We start from the raw sequence: 22,092 nt of genomic DNA on the forward strand, positions 1-22,092 counted from the left end.
GCGTGTCGCGCCGGGGCTTTCCTGATCATTCGGCGGACGCGCCCAAGCCGCCGGATTCAGCGTCCGCGACCGAGGAAGACGTCGACGAGGGCGCCCTCGGGCAGGCCCTCGCCGAGGCGCGGTTCGGTGGCGGCCCCCTGCCCGCGGGCACGTCCGAGGACACGGTTACGTCGCCCGCGCCGCCTCCCTGCTCCGACGCACTCATGGGGCCAGCAGCACCTTGCCCAGCACGGCGCGGCTCTCCAGCACGGCGTGGGCCTCCGCGGCCCGCTCCAGCGGGAAAACGGCGCCGATGGGGCTGCGCAGGCGTCCGGCGGCCGCATCGGCCAGCACTTCGCCGATGAGCCGCGCGCTCTCGGCCGGACCCGGTTGAACGTGCTCGATGCCGCGCAGCGTGATGCCGCGCCGCTCGGCCTCCTCGGCGGTGAACTCGGCGAATCCTCCACTGGGCGCGCCGTGCGCGGAGAAGCGGCCGCCCTCGCCGGTGATCGCGAACGCCTCGGCACCGATCCGGCCGCCCGCGCCGTCGTACACGGCGTCGGGGCCCTGGCCGCCGAATGCCCTCAGGACCCGGTCGGTCCATCGGGCTCGGGAGTAGTCCACGGCCCCGTCGGCGCCCATGTCGCGCACCAGGTCGAGCTTGCTCACGCCGCGGGCGGCGCCGACGATCTCGGCCCCGGCCGTGCGCGCCATCTGCACCAGCACCAGACCCAGTCCCCCGGCGGCCGCGGTGACCAGCACCCGTTCCCCCTTCGCGGCGCCGATCCCCTCCAGGAGCATCCGCGCGGTGCGGCCGTCGTGCACCAGCGCCGCCGCCTCGGGGGAGCTCAGCCCGTCGGGAACGGGCGCCAGACTCTCCTCGGCTGCGACGGCGCGCTCCGCATAGGCGCCCGAACCGCCGGTGGTCGCCACGACACGCCTGCCCACCCAGGTCCGGTCGACGCCCGGACCGATGCGGGCCACCCGCCCGGCAATGCCGTCGCCGGGGGTCCACGGGTGCTCGATCCCCCACACGTCCCGGTTCCAGCCGCTGCGGATCTGGGTCTCGACGAAGAGCACGTCGGCCGCCTCCACGTCCACCACGACCTCTCCGGGACCCGGCAGGGGCTCGGGGACCTCCACCGTCTCCAGCACCTCGGGCCCGCCGAACCGCCGCGTCCGCACCGCGCGCATGGCGCTCACTTCCTTCCGTCGTCCGTCCCGTTCGCCGCCCAGCCTTCTACCTCAACCAATATTGAGGTCAAGGGTCGGCGCGGGGCCGCGTCAGGCGGCGCTGCGCGGCGGGCCCGCACTTCTGCCCGCAGCGGATCGCCCCAGGGCAGAAACGCTCGATTCCGTGCCGGTGCGGGCCCCAGGCTGGACTCGACCGGGCGATGCGGTGGCCACCCGTCGGGTTCCGGCTTTCGATACCCCACGAGGAGGAGAAGTGCTTTCCACACTTCCGTCTACGCTTCCACGGCTCGCCGCCGAGGGCGGGGGAGCGCCCTTCGACGACCAGATCGCCGAGCGCCTGCTGCACGGCCGGCTGGTCGTCCTGGGCACCCAGGTCGACGACGCGGTCGCCAATCGGATCTGCTCGCAACTGCTGCTGCTCGCCGAGGAGGACCCCAAGCGCGACATCACTCTGATCATCAACAGCCCCGGCGGCTCCGTGCATGCCGGCATGGCCGTCTACGACACCATGCGGTTTCTGCCCAACGACGTGTCCACGCTGGTCATGGGATTCGCCGGCAGCATGAGCCAGTTCCTGCTGTGCACGGGGACCCCCGGCAAGCGCTACAGCCTGCCCAACGCGCGGATCATGATGCACCAGCCCTCGGGCGGAGTGGGCGGCACCGCGGCCGACATCGCCATCCAGGCCGAGAACCTCGCCTACACCAAAAAGACCCTGCAGGAGCTCATCGCGCGGCATACCGGCCAGCCGGTCGAGCGCATCGTCGAGGACCAGCGCCGCGACGCGTGGTTCACCGCCGAGCAGGCGCGCGAGTACGGGTTCGTCGACAAGGTGGTCGAGAGCGTGGCCGAGCTGAGCGGCGACACCGCCCGGCGCTTCGGGTTCGGCACGGAGCACGCGCCGGGGATCGCCCAGGCGGCGGTGTCGGCGCGCGAGCAGCAGGGGGCAGGCGCCCGGCAGCAGGAGGAGGAGCGGGAATGAGCCAGTACACGGTTCCGGTGGTGGTCGAGCGCACCGCGAGCGGCGAGCGCTCCTACGACGTGTTCAGCAGGCTGCTCTCGGAGCGCATCATCTTCCTGGGCACGCCCATCGACGACGGGGTGGCCAACGTGACCATGGCCCAGCTGCTGCACCTCGACTACGAGAACGACGAGCGCGACATCAGCCTCTACATCAACTCCCCGGGCGGATCCACCTCCGCGGTGGCGGCCGTCTACGACACCATGCGGTTCGTGCGCTCCGACGTCACCACGGTCTGCATGGGGCAGGCGGCATCGGGCTCCGCCGTGCTGCTCGCCGCGGGGACGCCCGGCAAGCGGATGGCGCTGGGGCACTCGCGGGTGCTGCTGCATCAGCCCTCCAGCGAAGGCCAGGGCGAGGCCGCCGACCTGGAGATCCAGGCCGCCGAAGTGCTGCGGGTGCGCGCGGAGATCGAGGAAATCCTGTCGGCGCACACCGGGCAGAGCGTGGAGCGGCTGCGCGCCGACACCGACCGCGACAAGATCTTCACGGCCCCGGAAGCCGAGGAATACGGACTGGTCGACCACGTGATCACCGGAAGGCGCGCCCCCGCGTTCGCCTGAGGACACGCCTGCGCCGCCCGCGACCGGCGGGCGGCGCCTGCTTACCGCGCGCCGTCCCGATGTTGACGGCGCAGGGGCTCAGGCGGCCAGCAGGACCGCCTGGGCACCGCCGACGGGCCCGGCCGGCTGCACCGCGCCCCCGCCGATCGGCGCGGGTGCGAGGGCGAGCTCGGTGTGCAGCCCGCCCACCAGGTCGACCAGCTGCAGCCCCAGCGCCCGATAGACCGCGGCCAGGACCTCGGAGGAAGGCTCCTTGCGGCCGCGCTCGATCTCCGACAGGTATTGCAGTGACACCTGCGCATGGTCGGCGACGTCGTGCAACGTGCGGCCCTGCTCCCGACGGACCCGGCGCAGCACGCCCCCGATGACGTCGCGCATCAGCGGCTCGTCGCCGTCGGCGCCCTGTTCGCCCATGGAGCCCTCCCCTGACACGTTCCCGGAGATCCGACACTACGCCGCCCGCTCCGGCAGGACCATCACTGCGGAACCGCTCGCCTGCGCGTTCTGCGGCGGGCAGAAAACCGCGCAGATTCAGACCTCCAACTCCTCCTCGATCGACTTCAGCCGGTGGCGGGCCAAGGCGAGATTGGCCCGGGTGCGGTCCATGGCCAGGTAGAGGAACAGGCCCTGGCCCTTGCGGCTGGCGAGCGGGCGGATGACGTGGTATTGCGAGGACAGCGTGATCAGGATGTCCTCGACCCCCTCGTTGAGATTGAGCTGCTCGATGGTCCGCATCTTCGCGCGGACGACCTCGGTGTTGCCCGCAGCGGCGACATTGAGATCGAATGAGTTGGTGGAGGAAAGCGTTCCCAGCGCCATGCCGCTGCCGTAATCGACGACCGCGGCACCGATCGCGCCTTCGATCTCCATCATTTCCTTGAGCCCGGAATCGATATTGGCCATATCCTTCTCTCTTCTGTGGGTGAACCTGAGCAGCACCGGCCGCTCGGCGATCCAGCGGCGCAGTCCTCGGCCCTGTCCGCGCGCCCTCGCTCCACCGGTCAAACGACCACCTCGCCCACCCGGGCGCTGCCGACGGACAGCTCCCGCAGGGCGTTGAGAACACGTATCAGGACGGGGCGCTCGACGTCGGTGGCGGCAGGGGCCGGCGCAGGCGTCCCCCGCTTCCTGCGGATTTCGGGGATCGGCGGCTGCGCCTCTTCGGCCAGGCGCCGCAGCAGGTGGAGTGCGCGGCCCAGGCTGCCGCGCTCGCGGTCCATCCGGACCTGGAGGCACAGGCCGGCATGGGCGAGCACGGTGTAGATCAGGTGATGGCTGCCATCGGTGATGACGACCTCCTCCACCGTCCGTCCCTGCTGAAGCGGGCCTTCCGCGACGGCCCGTACGACTGCCGAGGTCTGCGCCGCCCGAGCGGTGTCGTCGGCGCCGTGGCAGGCGAGGGCGCGACCCTCGCGCCAGTGGACGAGGCAGACGCTCAGTACCCCGTCCAGACCGAGAACCTCCCGCATCTGCTGATCCAGGTCGATCACGGCGCTCCTTCGCATGCACGGAACAAGCAGAACCGAAGGCGCGGAGAGATCCGCACCTTGCGACCACTGAAGAGGATAGAGGGAAAGGTGCGGTTCGCGCGGCTTTTTGGCGATTCGCCCTTTCAGTCTTCCGCCCGGCCCTGCGGCCGCCGATCATTCGGCGCGAGCGCGGCGAACGCGCGAAGTTACAGGTCAGATCCTCGAAATCGGAGAATCACATGAAAATCTCCGATCGCCCGGATTCGCATTCCACGTGCCTTTCAGGACCTTATTCGGCGATTTCCGACCCGGAAGCCCTGGTTTCCGTCCCGCGAAGAGGGGAAGAGACCGCCCCGCACACGCTCGCCGCCCGTCGACGCGGGCGGCCACGGCCCGGACGCGGTCGAAGGCGCGTGGCGAAAGGAGCGGTACGCGGCGCGCAGCGTCTCCTGCGGTGGCGGTGGTCGCCGGCGGGAGTGTTCGCGGCGCGAGCCGCGCCCGTTGCCGCGATCCTCGCGGCGGCAAGCGGCCGAGGCCCGGATCCCCCTGTGGCAGCCGGCCCGGCCCCGGCGGCATCGCGGAGGTTCCTCGCCGGAGCGCGGACGGTGCGCACTGCGGAGCACCCCGAACATGACGCGAGGGCCGCTTCCGTGTCCCCCCTCAAAATCACGGATGCGGCCCTCGCCTTGGGAACGGTCGCCGACTCCTCCCCCCTGGAGTCGCGACCTTTAAAGGCTTAAGTTATGGCGGGAGAGCTTCGCCGCAAGTCGGCTTTCCCTCTCGCTCTGGTTACCCAGACTACCGGTTATGACCTGCCGTAACAACCCTCTGTCACAGTGAACTACTTAAAGTAATATCCATATCCGCTCAACCCTCGAACCAAGCCACGTCCCGCGAGGTCAAGTCCGCAGTGGTTCCGGGGGCGGAGCGGCGGGCCGCTGAGGCGGACATAGCCTGGGATCGTGCGCTCTGTGTTGGTCAAACCCGGATGGATCGGGACGCATCTGCTGGCAGTGCTTGCCCTGGCCGTGTGCCTGGTGGCCGGGTACTGGCAGTTCGTGCGTGCCCAGGAGCCCTCGCGGGAGGTCGTGGACAACCCGGTGGAGCGGCTCTCCCAGGCGCGGCCATTGGGCGAGGTGCTGGAGCCGGGCGCCTACATGTCCGAAAGCGAGGGCAACCAGGCGGTGCGTGCGACGGGCGTCTACGCCCCCGGAAGACAGCGGCTGGCGCCCGCGCGCTCGCCCGAGGGCGAGAAGGGCTACTACGTCGTCGCGCCGCTCGTCACCGGTGAGGACACGGCCATCGCCGTCAGCCGCGGCTGGCTCCCCGAGAACGCGGCCGACTCCGCGCAGAGCGTGGCGCCCCCGCCCGAGGGCGAGGTGACGGTGACCGGGTGGCTGCTGCCGCCGGACAAGGCCGAGGAGGGCTACGTCCCCATGGACGTCCCCGAGGACCACGTCGCCCGGATCGCACCCTCACTGCTGGTCAACCAGTGGCCCTACAGGCTCTACGAGGGCTACCTCGTGCTGGGCGAGCAGCGGCCGCAGGACCCCGCGTCCGGTGGTTCCGCCGCCGAACTGCGGGAGATCCCCCCGCCCGAGCCGCCGAAGCGCACCGTGTGGGACTGGCGCAACGTGGGCTACGCCGCCCAGTGGCTGGTCTTCGGCGTCGCCGTCGTCGTCTTCTGGCTTTCGCTGGTGCGCCGCGCACTGCAGGAGGGCGGCTCCGCCGACGGCGATCCGCCCGGCGGCGAGGGCGACAGTGACGGAAACGACAGCGGCGGCGCCGACGGCCGAGCGCCCGCCGGCGAAGACAGCGGAGACGGCGATCAGGTGTCGGTGGCCCGGACCTGACCGGTTCCCCGCTCGGCCGCGTCCCGCGGCGGCTGCCTGGCGGCCTTCTCCGCCGTGGCCAAGCGGTGCTCGATGATCAGCCCGGCGAAGGGGACCGTGCCGGCCAGCGCCACCCCCACCGTCCGCAGAGCGCTCCAGCGCCGGTCCAGCGCCAGCCACAGCACGACGAGCACATAGGCCATGTACACGTAGCCGTGCGGAATGGCCACGATCGGCATCAGCACCGAATCGTCGCCGAAGAGCTGCTCGGTACCTGCGGGCGCGCCGACCAGCGAGAACCGCGCGGTCTCGCCGACGAGGTACTTCGCCGGCATCGACACGAACGTGAGCAGCAGCAGGAAGACGCCTGTCACATAGGCCAGGATGCGGTACAGGGTGAACGGCAGACGCTTCTTCTCCACAGGGCACCTCGTGCTGTCGGCGGGCGGCAGACGGCGCCCCGGGGCGGGCGCCGCCCGATGATGTTCGCGGTGCTCGCAGCGCATGCCGCACTGCGGACCCGAATCGAGCCTAAGCGCCGTGGTGAGCGCCGCGGATGCGGGGCACCTCACACTCCGTCAGCGTCCGGCACCCGGTTTCAGTCCGCCGGAACCGATCCCTACAGCACGCCCGAATCCCGCGTGGGGCTCTGCCAGCGGCCGTCGGAGCGGGTCGTCCACGCCTGGGGCGCCGTGCGCAGCGTCAGGTAGGCGTCGAGGATGCGCATCGGCAGGAAGAACAGCCCGTAGACCAGGTAGCTGGGCCGCCGCCGGACGGTCGCCAGCACGCAGGTCAGGATGTAGTCGGGCACGAACAGCCCGATGAGGATCGTGGTCAGCGGCAGCACCGCCGTGACCGCACCGTAGGCGCCGGCGTAGGCGTCGATGTCCAGCACCGCGCCGCCGGTGAGCGGCGGAACGAGGACGAAGAGGGCCAGCAGGGCCGTGACCAGCAACAGCAGCGAGACGACCACCACCTCCAGGATGTAGAAGAACAGCGCGAACCAGAACAGGCTCGGCCACATCCCGTGCCGGCGCACCGTCTGCCAGAAGCCCAGGGTCCAGCGCCGCACCTGCTTGACGTAGTCGCCCAAGGTGAAGGGGTCCTGGCAGTAGGCCTTGGTGTCGGAGCGCATGGAGATACGCCCGAGCCGCTTGTGGTGCACCTCGAAGGTCATGTTGAAGTCCTCGATCACCAGGCCCTTGGGGTTGATGTCGATGCCCTTGAGGGCGCGGGTGCGGTACACGCTGGCGAAGCCGGGGACGATGAACGTGACGCTGGTGTGCCGCCAGGTCTGGCCGAAGCGCATCAGGTACTGCAGGAGCCAGTAGAGGCGGTCGCGGTAGGCGGAGATCATCCGGCCCACGACCGTGCGCTGCTTGGGCTTCCACTCGGCCACGACGAATCCCGCCACGGCCGCGACGCCGGGGTCGCCCAGCTGGCGGCGGGCGCCCTCGACGTAACCGCTGTCGAGTTCGGTGTCGGCGTCGAGGATGACAACGCCATCGTAGTGCTCGGTCAGCCCGAACTCGTCGATGACCGCCTCGATGGCACCGGCCTTGCCGCGGTTGGTCAGCAGCTCCAGGACGTTGACACCGGTCTCGGCGGCGATGTCGGCTGTGGCGTCGCGGGAGCTGTCGGAGACCACGAAGATGTCCCAGCGGTCGAACAGCCGCAGCGCCGATGTGATAGCGGCGTCGATCACGGGCTCCTCGTTGTGCGCGGGGATCACCACGGCCAGCCTGAGGTGCTCGGAGTCGGCCGCGACACTGCCGGCGGGCGCGTTCGGCGCCGGCGCCGCCCCGGCCGCTGCGGGCGGCCCGCCGGCGGGCGCCGGATCGGACGTTCCCGCGCCGCCGCCCGTGCCGGGAGCCGTGCGCGAGCGCACCAGGACCCGGTCCTCGCCGGCCGCGCCGACCGCCTCGGCGGGTACGGCGGACCCGGCGCTGCGGGCGGCCGCGCGCCGGCGCTCGATCCCCCGATGCCTGCCTCTGCCGCTGCGCCGGGCTCTGAGCCCGCGCACCGAGTCGTCGCCCAGGCGCACGGCGCCCACCAGGCTCCACACGAACAGGTTGACCCCGAACGCCATGCCGAGGAGGAGCGGCATCGGAGCCGCCGCGAGCGCGGAGTCGAGGACGAACCGCAACCACTGCACGAAGAGTGCCACGGCCAGCGTCAGGGCGATCGCCCCGGCGAGCCAACTTCCGATGAAACGCGCCGTACGCACGGGTTGTCCTCCTGGCAGTGGATTCGGGGTGTTCGACCGACGGCGGTGGCGAGAACCGGCGTTGTGTTGACGTTCCCGAGTTCGGTTGAGTTCACCGAACTCGGCGGCCAAACCAGGCCACACGAATCCTAGGCATGTACTTGCGGTCGGGGGTGCCCGTTGATGCAATACCGGAGGGAGCCGGCCAGCAACACGACCCGATGTCCGTAGTTTCTTCGTATTCCACGCCGGATTCAACCGGTATCAGTCTTCCCCCGCCCACACGTCCGGATCGCACCGGCCCAGCATCCGCTAGCGGGTCCGACGCCGCGGAATCCGCCCTGGTCAGCACCACTCCACGTGCCGAAGCCGCCTCGGAGAGGAACCGCAGTGCGCGTCGCCATGCACCAGCCCCATTACCTGCCGTGGCTGGGACTCATCGACAAGGCGGATCAGAGTGACCTCTTTGTCGTTCTCGATCATGTCCAATACGAGCGCCGGGGGTGGCAGAACCGCAACTACGTCGCCACGAAGAGCGGTCCCGTCCTGCTTAGCGTTCCGGTATTGCAACGCAACCGGGGCGAACGAATCATCGATAAGAAGATCGACAACTCCCACCCATGGCAGGAAAAGCACCGCCGGACGCTCGAAGAGCACTGCTACAGCGGCGCACCGTTCTGGCCGGAGTTCCGCGGAGGGATTCTGAGCGTCTACGACCGGGAGTGGGAGAGCCTGGCCGACCTCGCCATGGCCACGATGCGCACCGCGCTCGACGGGTTCGGGATCGACACGCCCGTGGTGCGCGCGAGCGAGCTCGGCGAGTTCCCGGGCCAGAAGAGCGAGCTGCTCGCCCAGCTCGCCGCGAAGACCGGCGCGACCACCATGCTCTCCGGCGACGGCGCGCGCGACTACGTCGACAGTGCGGTCTTCGACCGCTACGGCGTCGGGGTGGAGTGGCAGCGGTTCCACCACCCCGCCTACACCCAGCACAACCGCGCCGGCGAGGAGTTCCTGCCCCGGATGGCTGCGTTGGACCTGCTCGTCAACGCCGGCCCCGCCGACGCCCTGCGCATTCTGCGCAGCACCCGCACACGCGACACCGGCGGCTGACCCTCCGCCTGCCGGTTCCGGCTCCCGTCCCACCTCGCACAGCCCGAGCAGCACGAATCCGCCGAGCCGACCGCGCCGCGCGAGACACCGCTCCGCGAAGCACCGGCCCCGACACCGCGTAATCTCCGGAATCCCCCATGAAGGGCGCCGCATCATGTTCGACTGGTCCAAACAGCGCCTCCTGGTCATCGCCCCGCACCCGGACGACGAAGTCCTGGGCTGCGGCGGCCTTCTGCACAAGGCGAGGGCCGCAGGAGCCGAGGTCTATGTGCAGTTCCTGACCGTCGGCGACACCGCCGACGTCTCCGAAAGGGGCTTCTCCACCGCCAACGAGCGCGTGGGCGAGATCAAGGCGGTAGCCGACCACTACCGCTGGGACGACTGGCACATCGCCTTCCCCGGTGACGACTACCACCTGCGTCTCGACGCGGTCCCGCGCTTCGAGATCGCCAACACCGTCGAACGGAACAGCCCGCTCTCCATCGCCTCCGTCGAGCCCACCGTGGTGATCGCTCCGCACCAGCTCAGCTACAACCAGGACCATCAGGCGGCGGCCGAGGCCGTACACACCGCGTTGCGCCCCTCCGACATCCGGCGCCGCCACCATCCCGGCCTCGTGCTGGCCTACGAGGAGGCCGCCGACCAGTGGCGCCAGGAGCCCTCGGGCCCGCCCAACATGCTCGTCGAGCTCGGCCAAGCCGACTTCGACGCCAAGATCGCCGCCATGCGCCTGTACGGCAGCCAGTGCCACGACCACCCGCACACGCGGTCCGAGCTCACTCTGCAGAGCCTGGCCGTACTGCGCGGGATGCAATGCGGGGTCGCATCCGCTGAGGGCTACTACGCGATGCGCTGGCTCGCCTGAGCACACCTCGGGCGGCCCCCGCCAAACGGAAACCGCGTATCCACGAGCACCCTGGATTGGGGAGGCAACTTGAAAGCCGTTGTGACCGGCGGGGCCGGATTCATCGGATCGCATCTGTGCGACCACCTGATCGCCCGAGGGCACGAGGTGGTGGCCCTGGACGACATGTCGACAGGTTCCGAGGCCAACCTGGAGCAGCTCAACGGGCACCCGCGCTTCGAACTGGTGAAGGGGTCGGTCCTGGACAGGGCGCTGGTCGACGAGGTCGTCGCCGCCCACGACACCGTCTTCCACATGGCGGCGGCGGTGGGCGTGCACACCATCGTGGACAAGCCGCTGGAGTCGCTGCGCACCAACCTGCACGGCACCGAGAACGTGGTCGAGGCGGCGGTGCGGCACGACGCCCGCTATCTCGTCGCCTCGACCAGCGAGATCTACGGCAAGAACGACGCCGACGGACTCACCGAGGACGCCGACCGCATCCTCGGCTCGCCTCTGAAGAGCCGCTGGTCCTACGCCGCGGCCAAGGGGCTCGACGAACTCGTCGCCTACGTCCACGGTGGTGACTCCGGCCTTCCCTGCGTCATCACCAGGTTCTTCAACATCGTCGGCCCGCGCCAGAGCGGACGCTACGGCATGGTCGTGCCCCGGTTCGTCGACCAGGCGCTGGCAGGCGAACCGATCACCGTCCACGGCGACGGCACCCAGCGGCGCTGCTTCGGCTCGGTCTTCGACGTGGTCCCGGCCATGGGCCGGCTGCTGGAGACCCCGGCGGCCCATAACCGCGCCGTGAACCTCGGCGGGCTGGAGGAGATCTCGATCGGCGACCTGGCGCAGCGCGTGGTCAAGCTGACCGGGACGACCAGCGGGGTGGTCCACGTGCCCTACGAGGAGGCCTACGGCGAGGGCTATGAGGACATGCGGCGGCGCATGCCCGACACCGGCCTGGCCGCCGACCTCATCGGCTACGAGCCGCAGTGGCGGCTGGACGACATCATCACGGCCATCATCGAGTACAAGCGCGCGGGCACCCCACCGCCACGGCACGCGTTACTGGCCTCCTGACCTCTGACGCCGTTTCCCGAGAGCGCCGGGCCGGATACCCGCTGTCCGGCCCCTCGGTGCCCTACCGGCGCCCATCGGGGCATCAGCCGCCGATCCGCGCGGCAGGGAGGTCAGGCCGGAAGCGCGCTCGCCGCGGCCGCGACCGCCAGGAGGCAGGCGGCCGCGCTCATCAGCACCAGCGCCCACGGGCGGGCGACGGGTGCGGGCGGACGGCCCGTCGTGTCGTCGTGCAGTCCGTGCTCCGTGATGCGCCAACGCCGCCGCAGGTGCACGATCAGCACACCCAGCGCCGCCAGAACACCCAGTACCGGAAACAGCCGGTGCAGCGGTTCGCCTCCTGTCTGCGCGCCGCCGGGCAGCAGCGGGTCGCGCAGGTACAGCAGCGCCACCGCCACGAGCACGATCAGCGTCCGCTGCCAGGCCAGCAGCGTGCGTTCGGCCTGCAGGCCGTCGGCGCCGGATCCGCGGGCGCGCCGCCCGCGCGGCCGCTCGGCGGCGCCGCCGCTTCCGTCCTCTGCGGATCCGCTCACGACCAGTAGTTCCCGAGCAGTACGACGGCGCACACCAGCGCCACTCCCACAGCGGTGATGACCGGCAGCGCGCTCATGGGCAGCGCCTGGTCGCGACGCATCGCCTTCTGCACCCGCAGCCAGCGCAGCGGCGCGTAGACGGTGATGACGATCGCGAGGCCGGTGAGTGCGAATCCCACCGCCAGCCGTACTCCGGAATCCCACTTCAGCGGTACCAGATGCAGTACCGCCACGGCTCCGGCGACCAAGGCGAGCGCGGTGCGGATCCAGGCCAGGAAGGTCCGCTCGTTGGCGAGGGTGAAGCGGTAGTCCGGTTCGGCGCCCCGGGACCCGCCCGAGCGCTCCGCACCGGCGTCTGTCGGTCCCCCTATGGAGGGATCTCTCCCCTCGGCCATCCCCCGCCTTCCGTCGTTCACGATCAACATCTCTCCACGACCCTAGTGACCTCGGCGTTTTCCTCCCAAACCGGTATTGATACGGGGTATTGCCGAGGGCTTCGCGCTGCGGAACGCCGCCGTCGACGACGGTGGCGGGGTCGGACTCCGCGTACGGCCGTGAGAGTGTCGGTCGGTGGCGGTAGGCGGGCGGGGTGTCGGCATATGCAGGGCTTCCAGGTCGCCGAATCGCCCGCATCGGTGCCGCAGCGGATGCTTGTGGAACAAATCAGCGGGCAGGACCGCTCTACGAGTTAGCACGTAACCGACCCGTCACCAGGAGACTTCGTGGCCACGATCGAACTCACCAAGGACAACTTCAACGAGACGTTGACGGAGAACGACTTCGTTCTCATCGACTTCTGGGCGTCCTGGTGCGGACCGTGCAAGCAGTTCGCCCCGGTCTACGAAGAGGCCTCTGAGAAGCACAACGACCTTGTGTTCGCCAAGGTCGACACCGAGGACCAGCAGGAGCTGGCCGCCAGCTTCGACATCCAGTCCATCCCCACGCTGATGGTGGTCCGCGAAAAGACGGTGATCTACGCCCAGCCGGGCGCCCTGCCGCAGGAGAGCCTGGAGGACCTCATCCGTCAGGCCCGCGATCTCGACATGGACGAGGTCCGCAAGGAGATCGAGAAGCAGCAGGCCGACGGCGAGGCTCAGGCCGAGTGAACCGCCGCACGGCAAGGGGGCGCACCGCTCGGGTGCGCCCCCTTCGTCATGCAGCGGCGGGTTTCCGCACGAGGTAGACGATGTCGGGCTCGCCGGCCCGGGCGGGGACCTCGACCGTCTCGACGGACCCGAACTCGCCGTCCAGCAGTGCGGCGAAGTCCGGTGAGCGCATAGCGCTCCAGAACGCGAGGGCGCCGCCGGGCCGCAGAAGCCGTCGCAGCCGCACCAGTGCGGCGCGCTCGTAGAGCCGGTCGTTGCCGTCGACCACGGTCCAGTCGGGCCCGTTGTCGGTGTCCAGGCAGATCACGTCGGCCCACGGCCCGTCTGCCGCGGCCTCCTCGGCGGCTTCGGCGAGCCAGGCGGTGAAGTCGGCGCAGACCGTCTCGCACCGGGGGTCGGCGAGCACATCGCCGGCGGCGGCACGCAGCGGCCCGCGGTGCCACTCCACCACCGCGGGTTCCAACTCGACCACGTGCACACGCTCGACCCGCGGGTCGTCCAGCGCCCGGCGCGCGGAGAAGCCGACGCCCAGGCCGGCGATCACCACGCGCACGCCCGAACCTCCGCGCGCGTCGGGCAGGGCGGCCAGGCAGGCCCGCACCATCTCGCGCTCGGAAGCGCCGTCACGGGTGTCCATCAGGAACACACCGTTGCTGATGATCTCGAAGTGCTCGCCCGCCCGGCGCAGCACCAGTTCACCGCCCGTGGCCCCGACGGTTCTGTCCACGACCGCCGGCTCCGCCTCGAATCCCGCGAGCGGTGCCGTAGCGCGGTCCACCGGTCCTCCTCGGAGTCGACGCCTAGCCGGGCCACCGGGGTCGGCGGTACTCGCCAGCCGGTGCGGATCCTACCCGCGCCCGCACGGCCGCAGGCTCGGCGGCTACACCCGGTCGCCGGTCACAGCCGGCATGCGTAGATGTCGGTGACCAGGATCGCGCGGGCGCCGATCTGCCACAGGTCGTCCATGATGCGCTGGGCGGTGGAGCGCGGGACCATGGCCCGCACGGCGACCCATCCCTCGCGGTGCAGAGGCGAGACCGTGGGGCCCTCCATGCCGGGCGTCAGCGCCACGGCGTCGTCGAGCTGCTCGGCGTGGACGTCGTAATCCATCATCACGTAGTCGCGCGCCACTAGGACGCCGCGCAGGCGGCGCAGCAGCTGCTCGATCTTGGGGTCGTTCTCGGCGCCGCGCGGGCGGATCACGATGGCCTCGGAGGTGAGGATCGGCTCGCCGAACAGCTCCAGTCCCGCGTTGCGCAGCGTCGTCCCGGTCGAGACCACGTCGGCGACGGCATCGGCCACGCCCAGCTGTATCGAGCTCTCCACCGCGCCGTCGAGGTGGATGACGCGCGCATCGATCCCCCTCTCCTGCAGGTAGCGGTCCAGCACCCCCTCGAAGGAGGTCGCGATCCGCTTGCCCTTGAGGTCCTCGACCGTCATGGAGGAGCCGCCGGGCGCGGCGAAGCGGAAGGTGGAGCCGCCGAAGCCCAGCGGCAGCGCCTCCTCCACGGGCGCGCCGGAGTCGAGGAGCATGTCTCGGCCGGTGATGCCGGCCTGCAGGATGCCCTCACCGACGTAGACGGCGATGTCCTTGGGCCGCAGGAAGAAGAACTCGGTCTCGTTCTCGGGATCGACCATCACCAGGTCGCGGGAGTCCTTGCGCTGGCGGTAGCCGGCCTCGCGGAGCATGTCGCTGGCGGGGTCGGAGAGCTGGCCCTTGTTGGGCACGGCGATTCGGAGCTGGTCAGCCATAAAGCGGATGTCCTCGTTGAGCGTCGACTTCGAGCAGGGGCACGGACGCGGCCGGCCACGGGGACGAAACGGCCCGGACCGGCCTACAGATGCCGGTAGACGTCCTCAAGGCGCAGTCCGCGCGCCAGCATCAGCACCTGGAGGTGGTAGAGCAGCTGGGAGATCTCCTCGGCCGCGGCCTCGTCCGACTCGTATTCGGCGGCCATCCACACCTCGGCGGCCTCTTCGACGACCTTCTTGCCGACGGTGTGCACGCCCGCGTCCAAGGCCGCTACCGTGCCCGAGCCCTCGGGGCGCGAACGCGCCTTCTCGGACAGCTCGGCGAACAGCTCATCGAAGGTCTTCATCATCACTTTCCTCGAGCGGCGTGCCCTCCTAGCCTAGGCGCCCCCCGCCCCCGCTCGTGACCCCGCACCGGCCAAGGGCGGGGCCGCCGGGGCCGCACCGTCCGCGGTACCGGCGCGGACACCTCCGCCGGTGTGACGGCGCACACCGCCGGCGGCCCCGGACACCGGACCCGCGCCGTACCCACGCGCTCAATCCGGCTGGGGCACGGCCTCCTTGGAGCCGCCGCGGCGCGCGACGGTCTGGAACAGCCCCCTGGGGATCAGCCGCAGCAGACCGCCGACGGTCTTGTACTGCGCGCCGGGCACGACCGAGCTGCGGTCGGCCGCCCACGCCCGCAGCGACTCGGTGACGACACGCTCCTTGGACACGAACGCGATGTCGGGCAGCCCCTTCTCCTGTACGCCCTTGGTCATGTCGGTGCGCACGAAGCCGGGCAGCACGACCGTGACGCGCACGCCCAGACCGGCGACCTCCGCGGCCACGCTCTCGCTCCACAGCCGGACGAAGGACTTGCTGGCGCCGTAGACCGCGCCCCCGGGGTTGGCCACCAGCTCACCGGCCATCGAGGCGATGTTGAGGACGCCCATGCGGGGTTTGGCGTCCTCGGCCAGACCGGCCTTGCGGCGGCGGGCGATCTGCACCGGGACGACCGCGCGGGCGAGCCGGACCACGGCGCGGACGTTGAGGTCGAGCATGGTGTCGATCTCGTCGGGTTCCTGCTGGGCGAACTCGCCTCCCCCGCCGATGCCCGCGTTGTTGACGAGCAGGTCGACGGGCGCCGCATCGCCGGTCCCGTCGGCGCGCAGCCGCTCCTCCACACGGGCGAGGTCGTCGGCGTCGGCGAGGTCGGCCGGCAGGGCGACGACCGAAACCCCGCGCTGCTCGGTCAGCTCCCGCGCCAGCCCTTCGATACGTTCGGCGCGGCGCGCCACGAGGACGAGGTCGTATCCGAGGCGGGCCAGTCGGCGCGCGTACGCTTCGCCGATGCCCGACGAGGCGCCGGTCACCAGCGCGGTGCGCCGGTGCCGGGCTCCCCGGCCCGAGGAGGTGCTCGCGGTTTCGTTCCTGGACTCGGTCTGGCTCACGGCTGCTCGCTCTCCACTCGGGCCGTGCGGCCCGGTTTCCTACTGGGTCTGGTCTGCTCCGGTCTGCTGTGCGCGGCGGTACCGCTGCCGGCCCGGCGCCGCGGCTGCGGGCGCCGCACCGGCCCGCAGTCCGCCGCGGGCTCCGCACGCCGGGTCGGACATGTCTACCAATCCCGGCTCCACCGCCTCATCCGGACCCGTGTGACCGGTGTTACCCGACACGCACCGGTCCCACTAACCTGCGGCTTACGGTGAGAAGCATTACCGTTCATGCATGGCAGCGCCACAGAAACCACTGCAGTCCACTGGTCTCGATTCGCGGCTCCGCGACGCCGGACTCTTCGTCCAGCAAGCGGTCCGTACCTTCCGCGCAACGGGGGCGGTGGCTCCCAGCAGCCGCGCCCTCGGACACGCGCTGGCCCGGTTCGTCGACGAACGCGAGAAGCCCGACGCCCCACTGGCGATCATGGAGGCGGGCGCCGGAACGGGCGCCGTCTCGCGAGTGATCGCCCAGCACATGCGTGAGGGCGACACCATCGACATGGTCGAGTCCAACCCGGAGTTCGCCGGGCGTTTGGCCGACCAACTTGCCACCGCCCCCGACCTCAACCCCATCGCCGACAGCGCGACGGTGCACCAGATGCTGGTCACCGACCTCGGCACCGACCGCAGTTACGACGTGATCATCTCCGGGCTGCCCTTCGCGAACTTCACCGCGGAGGAGGTCCGCGAGATCCTGGAGTACTACTTCACCGTGCTGCGCCCCGGCGGCCACCTCTCCCTCTTCGGCTACCTCTACACCAAGCAGATCAAGGCGGTCGTCGCCCCCCGCGAGGACTACCTCCGCCAGGCCCGCTCCAGCTGGGTCGTCGAAGAGTGGGTCAACCGCTACGGGATCGGCACCGAGCGGGTGATGGCCAACCTCCCTCCCGCCTGGATCCAGCACCTGCGCCGTCCCGAAGAGTAGGCCTCCCCGCCCGATCCGGGCAGGTGGACCCTCCTCGGTTTCCGCCATCCGGTCGGCGGGCCCCGCAGCGGCCGTCACACGGCCGCTGCGGGGCCACCGGCCGCGGCGGAAACCGCAACCAGTTCGTCCAGCATCGCCGCGACGGCCGGCGGCTGGGGCCCCGCCGACACGGCCGCGAAAACCCGGCGCGAGCCGAGCTCCGGCAGCACGATCCGGGCGACGCCGGGTTCGCTGTGGCACGCGAAGGCCAGCTCCGGCAGGGCAGAGACCGCCAGCCCGCAGGCGACCAGCCGTTGCACTGCGACGTACTGGTCGGTGGCGAAGTCGATACGCGGCTCGAAGCCGGCCGAGGCGCACCGGAACTCCAGATGGCCGCGGCACCGCTCGCAACCCGACGCCCAGGTCGCGTCGGTGAGGTCGCCCAGACGCAGCCGCTCCTCGGCGGCGGCCGGGTGCCCCTCGGGTACGGCGAGCACGAGAGGATCGTCCATGAGCCGCACGAGGCGCAGCCGCTCGTCGGCGTCGCCGGGCGTCTCCGCGTAGTCGAAGGCGACCGCGATGTCGATCTCCCCGGACCGCAGCGCCGCGAACGCCTCGGCGGGCTCCGCTTCCCGGAGCGAGACCCGCGTCTCGGGGGCGCGCCGACGCAACGCGGCCAGAGCCTCGGGCACGAAGCCCGATACCGCGGTGGGGAACGCGGCCACACGCACCCGGCCCGCCCGCAGGCCCGCGATGGCCGCGACCTTCTCGTCGGCCTCGGCGAGGGCGGAGAGCGCGGTGTCGGCGTGGTCCACCAGCACCCGGCCCGCTTCGGTGAGGCGGACCCCGCGCGCGTGGCGGACGACCAGCGGCGTGCCGGCCTCGGCCTCCAGCCGGGAGATGTGGTGGGAGATCGCCGGCTGGCTGTAGCACAGGCTCGCGGCGGCCGCGCTCATCGAACCGAGGCGGGCGACCTCGCGCAGCACGCGCAGCCGGTGGAGTTCTTGCACGCACTGAAGGTATCAACCGTTTTTAGGGCTCCTGCGGAAAACTTCCGATTGTCCTTGGTCTGTGCGCGGTCCAGGATCGGGACATGGACACCGACCACGCCCCGGCCCGCGGCGACCGCCCGGCGCCGCATCCGCAGCAGACCGCGCCCAACGCTCCGGCGGCGCCCGAAGACCTCCTGCCCGCGGACGTCGCCGAACAGTTCGGCACCGCGGGCAGTCAGACCGCCTACTTGAACACCGCCACCTACGGACTGCCGCCGCTGGAGGCCCACGAGGCCGTGGTGCGCGCGGAACGCGACCGCGCGACCGGCCGACTGGATCTGGACGCCATGGACGCGGCGGTGAGCGGATCCCGCGCGGCCTTCGCCCGGCTGCTGGGGCTGACGCCCGACCGCGTCGCCGTGGGATCGCAGGCGTCGCAGCTGGTCGGTCTCGTCGCCGCGGCCCTGCCCGACGGCGCCGAAGTGGTGGCGGCCGAGGGCGACTTCACCTCCCTGCTGTTCCCGCTGCTGGCCCAAGAGCAGCGCGGCGTACACGTACGCCTGGTGCCGCTTCCCGAACTGGCCGCCTCCGTTCGGCCGAGCACCGACCTGGTCGCGGTCTCGGCCGTGCAGTCGTCCGACGGCGCCGTCGCGGCGCTGGACGAGATCGCCGCTGCCGCCGCGGCCAACGGCGCCCGGACGCTGGTCGACGCCACCCAGGCCGCCGGTTGGCTGCCCCTGGCGGCCGATCGCGTCGACCTGCTGGTCTGCGGCGGCTACAAGTGGCTGCTCGCGCCGCGTGGAACATGCTTCCTGGCGGGAACAGCCGAGGCGCTGGCCGAGCTGCCGCCGCTGGGGGCGGGCTGGTACGCGGGCGCGGAGATCTGGGATTCGGTTTACGGCGGACCGCTGCGCCTGGCTTCGGACGCGCGGCGGCTGGACCTGGCTCCGGTCTGGCCGGCCTGGGCGGGACAGGCCCCGGCGCTGGAGTTCCTCGCAGAAGTCGGTGTCGAGGCGATCCACCGGCACGATCTGGCGCTGGCCGCCCGGTTCCGATCCGGGCTGGGGCTGCCGGCGGGCGACTCGGCGATCGTCTCGCTGCCGCTGCCGCCCGGCAGCGCCGAGCGGCTGGCCCGTGCGGGTGTGGTCGCGGCCGAGCGCGCCGGGCGGATGCGGTTCAGCTTCCACCTGTCCACAACCCCCGACGACGTCGACAGGGCCGTGGAAGCCATCGCGTCCGTCGACGGAGCCGGGGACGCCCTCGGCGCCGCGACCGCCGACCGCTGAGTCAACTTCGATTGACTCCCTGCCGAAGTCAACATAAGTTGACAAACGAGCGGGCGCCGCCGCCCGAGCGATCGCAGTGACGGAGAGGCAGGGGTAGGCATGTTCGAGCGGTTCACCCACGATGCGCGCCAGGTCGTCGTGCTGGCACAGGAAGAAGCCCGCACAGCGGGACACGGCCGCATCGGCACCGAGCACCTGCTGCTGGCTCTCCTCGCCGAGGGCGGCGGAATCGGGCATCGCGCGCTGCACCTGCACGGCGCAGAACCCGAGCCGCTGCGCGCCGCGGTCCGCGCGCTGTCACCGGCCCCGGCCGACGGCGAACAGCAGGGGGCGAAAGCAGGCGCGGACGCCGCCGCCGACCGCCCGAAGCGCGGCCTCCTGCGGCGCCTGCGCAGCGCCGGAAGGCACATCCCCTTCTCCAAGCGCGCCAAGCAGGCGCTGGAGGAGTCCTTGCGTGTGGTGCTGGAGAGCGAGGGCGACTCCATCGGCAGCGGCCATGTCCTGCTGGGCGTCCTGCGCGTTCCCGACTCCACCGCCGGCCGTGTCCTCGCCGAAGCCGGCATCGACACCGCACCCCTCCGGGCCACCACCGAGAACCTGGTCGGTCGACCGGGCTCCGGCCGAGAAGGCACCTGAACGGCCATGCCGCGGGGGACGACGGCGGGGGTGCCCGGCTTCCAGCGCCCGCCGACCGCCCGCTCGGCACCGGGAGGTGAGGGCAGCGGCCCGCTCGGGCGCCGCACGGGTCGGACCGCCCGTCCCCCTGTCCGGCCCGGCCCGGCCTAGGCCTCGGGCTTCACGGCGGTGAAGACTGCGGTGCCGGGGAAGAGGCGGCCGCGCAGAGGGCTCCAGCCGTCCCAGGTGGCGGGGTTGTTCTCGGGCCATTCCGGTTCGACGAGGTCGCGCAGGACCAGGCCGGCGCCTGCGACCGCGCGGACCCAGTCGCCGACCGTGTGGTGGTGCTCGACGTAGACGGCCCGGCCGACCTCGTTCTCCTCGACGTAGGCGCGGCGGTCGAAGTAGGACTGCTGGACGGTCAGCCCGCGCTCGCCGGGGTCGTCGGGAAAGCACCAGCGGAACGGGTGGCTGACCGAGAACACCAGCTTCCCGCCGGGCCGCAGTACCCGCGCGGCTTCGGTCACCGCCGCCTCGGCGTCGGGCACGAAGGGCAGCCCGCCGAAGGCCGAACAGACCAGGTCGAAGGCCGCCGCCGCGAACGGCAGGCGCTGGACGTCGGCCTGCCCGACGGGCACCCGCAGGTCCGTGTGCTCGTCGATCCGCAGCGCGTGCTGCAGCTGGCGGTGGGAGACGTCTACGCCTACGACGCGCTCCACGCCCTGGGACCGCAGCCACCGCGAGCACTGGCCTGCGCCGCAGCCCAACTCCAGCACCCGCGCCCCGCGCAACTCCTCCACGGGACCGAGCAGCTGCACGTCGGCCTCGTCGACGCCCTCGGGGCCCCACAGGAACCCGGTGTCGCCCAGGAAGGAACCGTGCTCGGCCTGGTAGTCGTCGGCCGCGCGCTCCCACCACACGCGGTTGGCCTGCGCGCTCTCGTCGGGCCCGGCCGATCGCCGGGTGACACGCTGGATCTCGGCTCCGCCCGCTTCGTCGCTCATACGCCGATCCTGCCACTCACCGGGAAACGGACGCACAACAACCGCCCCGTCGACCCGCGACCCCGGTTCACACGCCGGAGCGCGGGCCATCGACTCGGGGCCGGAGCCCCTGGGGGACGGCCTCCCGGCCGCGGGCCCCCGCACGTGCCCGCCGGTCGTCACTTCCCGCTCATTCGGACGCTGGCGTGTCCGGCGTCTTTCAAGGTCGGCCGGGTCAGCAACTGATCGAGCAGGCACCACACACGCCCCGACGCGAAGGTCCCTTTCGTTGAGATCTCCGGGATGGGGATATCCGGCCCGAGGTGGTAGACGATGTGCGGTCCAGGCGCTTCTTCCTCTGTGATCGCCGGGCATCGGGTTCGCAGATCCGCCACCACCTCACAGCTCTGTACACGGTTCACCTGCCGGACCTTGCCGTCCCAGCGGAAGCACAGGAAGTTCGGCGGCAGCTTCGGCCAGCTGTTGTTGCCGCCGTAGGGATGGAAGTAGACGCGCTTGTCAGTCACGTACTCCTGAAAACCGACTCCTCCGACCCCGTCATTCGACACGACGACGCAATACACCCACTGGTCCTCCACCGGACGACGGGACGTTACCGACCCCATGTACGTCTCCAACTCCTCGAGCCACACTCGTTCACGGCCGCGGCACCCGTCCTTGGCATCACGAACGCAGTGTCTGATTCCGTCCCAGGAAACGTGGACGACCGGAACATCGTCGACGGACTCGGGCAGCTGCTCTTTCGCCCAATCCTGCGACGAGTCCGAGAGACTGACGAGGCGCTTCGACACGAACCCTGCGAACCGGTCCGCATACTTGCCCAGCTGAGCCTCGCCGGGCACGAGCCAGCCCTGCTTGGCCTCGATGACCACCTTCGCTGCAGGCGCTGTCAGCTCGATGTCGGTTCGGCCTTGGGCATCCGCCTGTTCCAACGCCACACTCACGTCCTCCGCCTCGGCGTCTATCGAAAGCTGCGACAGCAGCGACTCCATCAATCGAGGCGAGGATGCGAGGGCCCAACCCAGCGCCGCTGTGAGGTCGACCTCGTTACGGCCGAGCAGATCGAACACCGATACTGCCTCACGCCCGTATCGAGTAAGCATTCGCACCCCCGGGGCCCTGTG

General features: G+C 71.0%; 25 protein-coding genes. 10 read left to right on the forward strand and 15 right to left on the reverse strand.

Annotated features, from left to right (window positions below; genetic code table 11):
* Positions 1–201: 201 nt before the first annotated feature.
* Complete coding sequence (locus tag LP52_RS20815) at positions 202–1,173, reverse strand: zinc-binding dehydrogenase (RefSeq protein ID WP_040276042.1); 972 nt, start codon at positions 1,171–1,173, stop codon at positions 202–204.
* Between the two features lie 253 nt (positions 1,174–1,426).
* Between LP52_RS20815 and LP52_RS20820 the strand changes: the two genes are divergently transcribed.
* Both LP52_RS20820 and LP52_RS20825 read left to right on the forward strand, forming a co-directional pair.
* On the forward strand, positions 1,427–2,155 hold the full coding sequence (locus LP52_RS20820) for a ClpP family protease (RefSeq protein WP_052810082.1): 729 nt from the start codon (positions 1,427–1,429) through the stop codon (positions 2,153–2,155).
* Entirely contained in the window at positions 2,152–2,757 is a 606-nt protein-coding gene (locus LP52_RS20825) for an ATP-dependent Clp protease proteolytic subunit (RefSeq protein ID WP_040276043.1), read from the forward strand. The genes LP52_RS20820 and LP52_RS20825 overlap by 4 nt, the downstream gene beginning before the upstream one ends.
* A gap of 78 nt (positions 2,758–2,835) precedes the next feature.
* On the opposite strand, the gene LP52_RS20830 is transcribed toward LP52_RS20825, so the two are convergent.
* The 3 genes from LP52_RS20830 to LP52_RS20840 form a co-directional block, all read right to left on the reverse strand.
* Positions 2,836–3,171, reverse strand: a complete 336-nt coding sequence (locus LP52_RS20830) for a helix-turn-helix domain-containing protein (RefSeq protein ID WP_040276044.1) — start codon at positions 3,169–3,171, stop codon at positions 2,836–2,838.
* A 117-nt stretch (positions 3,172–3,288) separates the two neighbouring features.
* Positions 3,289–3,660, reverse strand: coding sequence for a hypothetical protein (locus tag LP52_RS20835; RefSeq protein ID WP_040276045.1), 372 nt, complete (start codon positions 3,658–3,660; stop codon positions 3,289–3,291).
* A gap of 98 nt (positions 3,661–3,758) precedes the next feature.
* A complete protein-coding gene (locus LP52_RS20840) occupies positions 3,759–4,247 on the reverse strand; it encodes a hypothetical protein (protein ID WP_238581020.1) in 489 nt (162 codons plus the stop codon).
* A gap of 941 nt (positions 4,248–5,188) precedes the next feature.
* Between LP52_RS20840 and LP52_RS20845 the strand changes: the two genes are divergently transcribed.
* Positions 5,189–6,079 carry an SURF1 family protein gene (locus tag LP52_RS20845; RefSeq protein WP_084723373.1) on the forward strand — a complete coding sequence of 297 codons (891 nt, stop codon included), beginning with the start codon at positions 5,189–5,191 and terminating at the stop codon, positions 6,077–6,079.
* On the opposite strand, the gene LP52_RS20850 is transcribed toward LP52_RS20845, so the two are convergent.
* Both LP52_RS20850 and LP52_RS20855 read right to left on the reverse strand, forming a co-directional pair.
* Positions 6,055–6,480 carry a DUF3817 domain-containing protein gene (locus tag LP52_RS20850; protein ID WP_040276047.1) on the reverse strand — a complete coding sequence of 142 codons (426 nt, stop codon included), beginning with the start codon at positions 6,478–6,480 and terminating at the stop codon, positions 6,055–6,057. The genes LP52_RS20845 and LP52_RS20850 overlap by 25 nt on opposite strands.
* A gap of 197 nt (positions 6,481–6,677) precedes the next feature.
* On the reverse strand, positions 6,678–8,285 hold the full coding sequence (locus tag LP52_RS20855; RefSeq protein ID WP_040276048.1) for a glycosyltransferase: 1,608 nt from the start codon (positions 8,283–8,285) through the stop codon (positions 6,678–6,680).
* A gap of 369 nt (positions 8,286–8,654) precedes the next feature.
* Between LP52_RS20855 and LP52_RS20860 the strand changes: the two genes are divergently transcribed.
* The 3 genes from LP52_RS20860 to LP52_RS20870 all read left to right on the forward strand — a co-directional run bounded on the left by LP52_RS20860 (position 8,655) and on the right by LP52_RS20870 (position 11,304).
* Complete coding sequence (locus LP52_RS20860) at positions 8,655–9,374, forward strand: WbqC family protein (protein WP_040276049.1); 720 nt, start codon at positions 8,655–8,657, stop codon at positions 9,372–9,374.
* A gap of 151 nt (positions 9,375–9,525) precedes the next feature.
* Complete coding sequence (locus LP52_RS20865) at positions 9,526–10,239, forward strand: PIG-L deacetylase family protein (protein ID WP_157036418.1); 714 nt, start codon at positions 9,526–9,528, stop codon at positions 10,237–10,239.
* A 69-nt stretch (positions 10,240–10,308) separates the two neighbouring features.
* On the forward strand, positions 10,309–11,304 hold the full coding sequence (locus tag LP52_RS20870) for an NAD-dependent epimerase/dehydratase family protein (protein WP_040276051.1): 996 nt from the start codon (positions 10,309–10,311) through the stop codon (positions 11,302–11,304).
* A 110-nt stretch (positions 11,305–11,414) separates the two neighbouring features.
* Here the strand turns inward: LP52_RS20870 and LP52_RS20875 are convergent, their stop codons facing one another.
* Together LP52_RS20875 and LP52_RS20880 are read right to left on the reverse strand one after the other, a co-directional pair.
* Positions 11,415–11,750: a DUF202 domain-containing protein gene (locus LP52_RS20875; protein WP_040276088.1), complete on the reverse strand. Its 336-nt coding sequence runs from the start codon at positions 11,748–11,750 to the stop codon at positions 11,415–11,417.
* An 80-nt stretch (positions 11,751–11,830) separates the two neighbouring features.
* Complete coding sequence (locus LP52_RS20880) at positions 11,831–12,229, reverse strand: YidH family protein (protein ID WP_052810093.1); 399 nt, start codon at positions 12,227–12,229, stop codon at positions 11,831–11,833.
* 327 nt (positions 12,230–12,556) lie between these two features.
* On the opposite strand from LP52_RS20880, the gene trxA reads away from it, so the two are divergent.
* Positions 12,557–12,940: a thioredoxin gene (gene trxA, locus LP52_RS20885; protein ID WP_040276052.1), complete on the forward strand. Its 384-nt coding sequence runs from the start codon at positions 12,557–12,559 to the stop codon at positions 12,938–12,940.
* Positions 12,941–12,986: 46 nt separating this feature from the next.
* Here trxA and LP52_RS20890 read toward each other — a convergent pair whose 3' ends face one another.
* From LP52_RS20890 to LP52_RS20905, 4 genes are all read right to left on the reverse strand, one after another.
* The gene (locus LP52_RS20890) at positions 12,987–13,667 is read right to left on the reverse strand and encodes a spermine/spermidine synthase domain-containing protein (RefSeq protein ID WP_238581021.1); all 681 of its coding nucleotides are present in this window, start codon (positions 13,665–13,667) and stop codon (positions 12,987–12,989) included.
* Between the two features lie 170 nt (positions 13,668–13,837).
* Entirely contained in the window at positions 13,838–14,692 is an 855-nt protein-coding gene (hisG, locus tag LP52_RS20895; protein WP_040276054.1) for an ATP phosphoribosyltransferase, read from the reverse strand.
* 83 nt (positions 14,693–14,775) lie between these two features.
* Positions 14,776–15,039 carry a phosphoribosyl-ATP diphosphatase gene (locus LP52_RS20900; protein WP_040276055.1) on the reverse strand — a complete coding sequence of 88 codons (264 nt, stop codon included), beginning with the start codon at positions 15,037–15,039 and terminating at the stop codon, positions 14,776–14,778.
* A 189-nt stretch (positions 15,040–15,228) separates the two neighbouring features.
* Positions 15,229–16,125, reverse strand: coding sequence for an SDR family NAD(P)-dependent oxidoreductase (locus LP52_RS20905; RefSeq protein ID WP_052810083.1), 897 nt, complete (start codon positions 16,123–16,125; stop codon positions 15,229–15,231).
* Positions 16,126–16,399: 274 nt separating this feature from the next.
* Here LP52_RS20905 and LP52_RS20910 point away from each other — a divergent pair, with 274 nt between their 5' ends.
* Positions 16,400–17,092 carry a class I SAM-dependent methyltransferase gene (locus LP52_RS20910; protein WP_040276056.1) on the forward strand — a complete coding sequence of 231 codons (693 nt, stop codon included), beginning with the start codon at positions 16,400–16,402 and terminating at the stop codon, positions 17,090–17,092.
* 74 nt (positions 17,093–17,166) lie between these two features.
* On the opposite strand, the gene LP52_RS20915 is transcribed toward LP52_RS20910, so the two are convergent.
* Positions 17,167–18,081, reverse strand: coding sequence for a LysR family transcriptional regulator (locus LP52_RS20915; RefSeq protein ID WP_040276057.1), 915 nt, complete (start codon positions 18,079–18,081; stop codon positions 17,167–17,169).
* 83 nt (positions 18,082–18,164) lie between these two features.
* Between LP52_RS20915 and LP52_RS20920 the strand changes: the two genes are divergently transcribed.
* On the forward strand, positions 18,165–19,349 hold the full coding sequence (locus LP52_RS20920; protein WP_084723375.1) for an aminotransferase class V-fold PLP-dependent enzyme: 1,185 nt from the start codon (positions 18,165–18,167) through the stop codon (positions 19,347–19,349).
* Positions 19,350–19,448: 99 nt separating this feature from the next.
* Complete coding sequence (locus tag LP52_RS20925) at positions 19,449–19,985, forward strand: Clp protease N-terminal domain-containing protein (RefSeq protein WP_040276058.1); 537 nt, start codon at positions 19,449–19,451, stop codon at positions 19,983–19,985.
* Between the two features lie 146 nt (positions 19,986–20,131).
* Here the strand turns inward: LP52_RS20925 and LP52_RS20930 are convergent, their stop codons facing one another.
* The gene (locus LP52_RS20930; RefSeq protein WP_040276059.1) at positions 20,132–20,968 is read right to left on the reverse strand and encodes a class I SAM-dependent methyltransferase; all 837 of its coding nucleotides are present in this window, start codon (positions 20,966–20,968) and stop codon (positions 20,132–20,134) included.
* Positions 20,969–21,126: 158 nt separating this feature from the next.
* On the reverse strand, positions 21,127–22,038 hold the full coding sequence (locus LP52_RS20935; RefSeq protein WP_052810084.1) for a hypothetical protein: 912 nt from the start codon (positions 22,036–22,038) through the stop codon (positions 21,127–21,129).
* Positions 22,039–22,092: the final 54 nt, after the last annotated feature.

This window comes from Streptomonospora alba, assembly GCF_000826685.1.
GTDB lineage: Bacteria > Actinomycetota > Actinomycetes > Streptosporangiales > Streptosporangiaceae > Streptomonospora > Streptomonospora alba.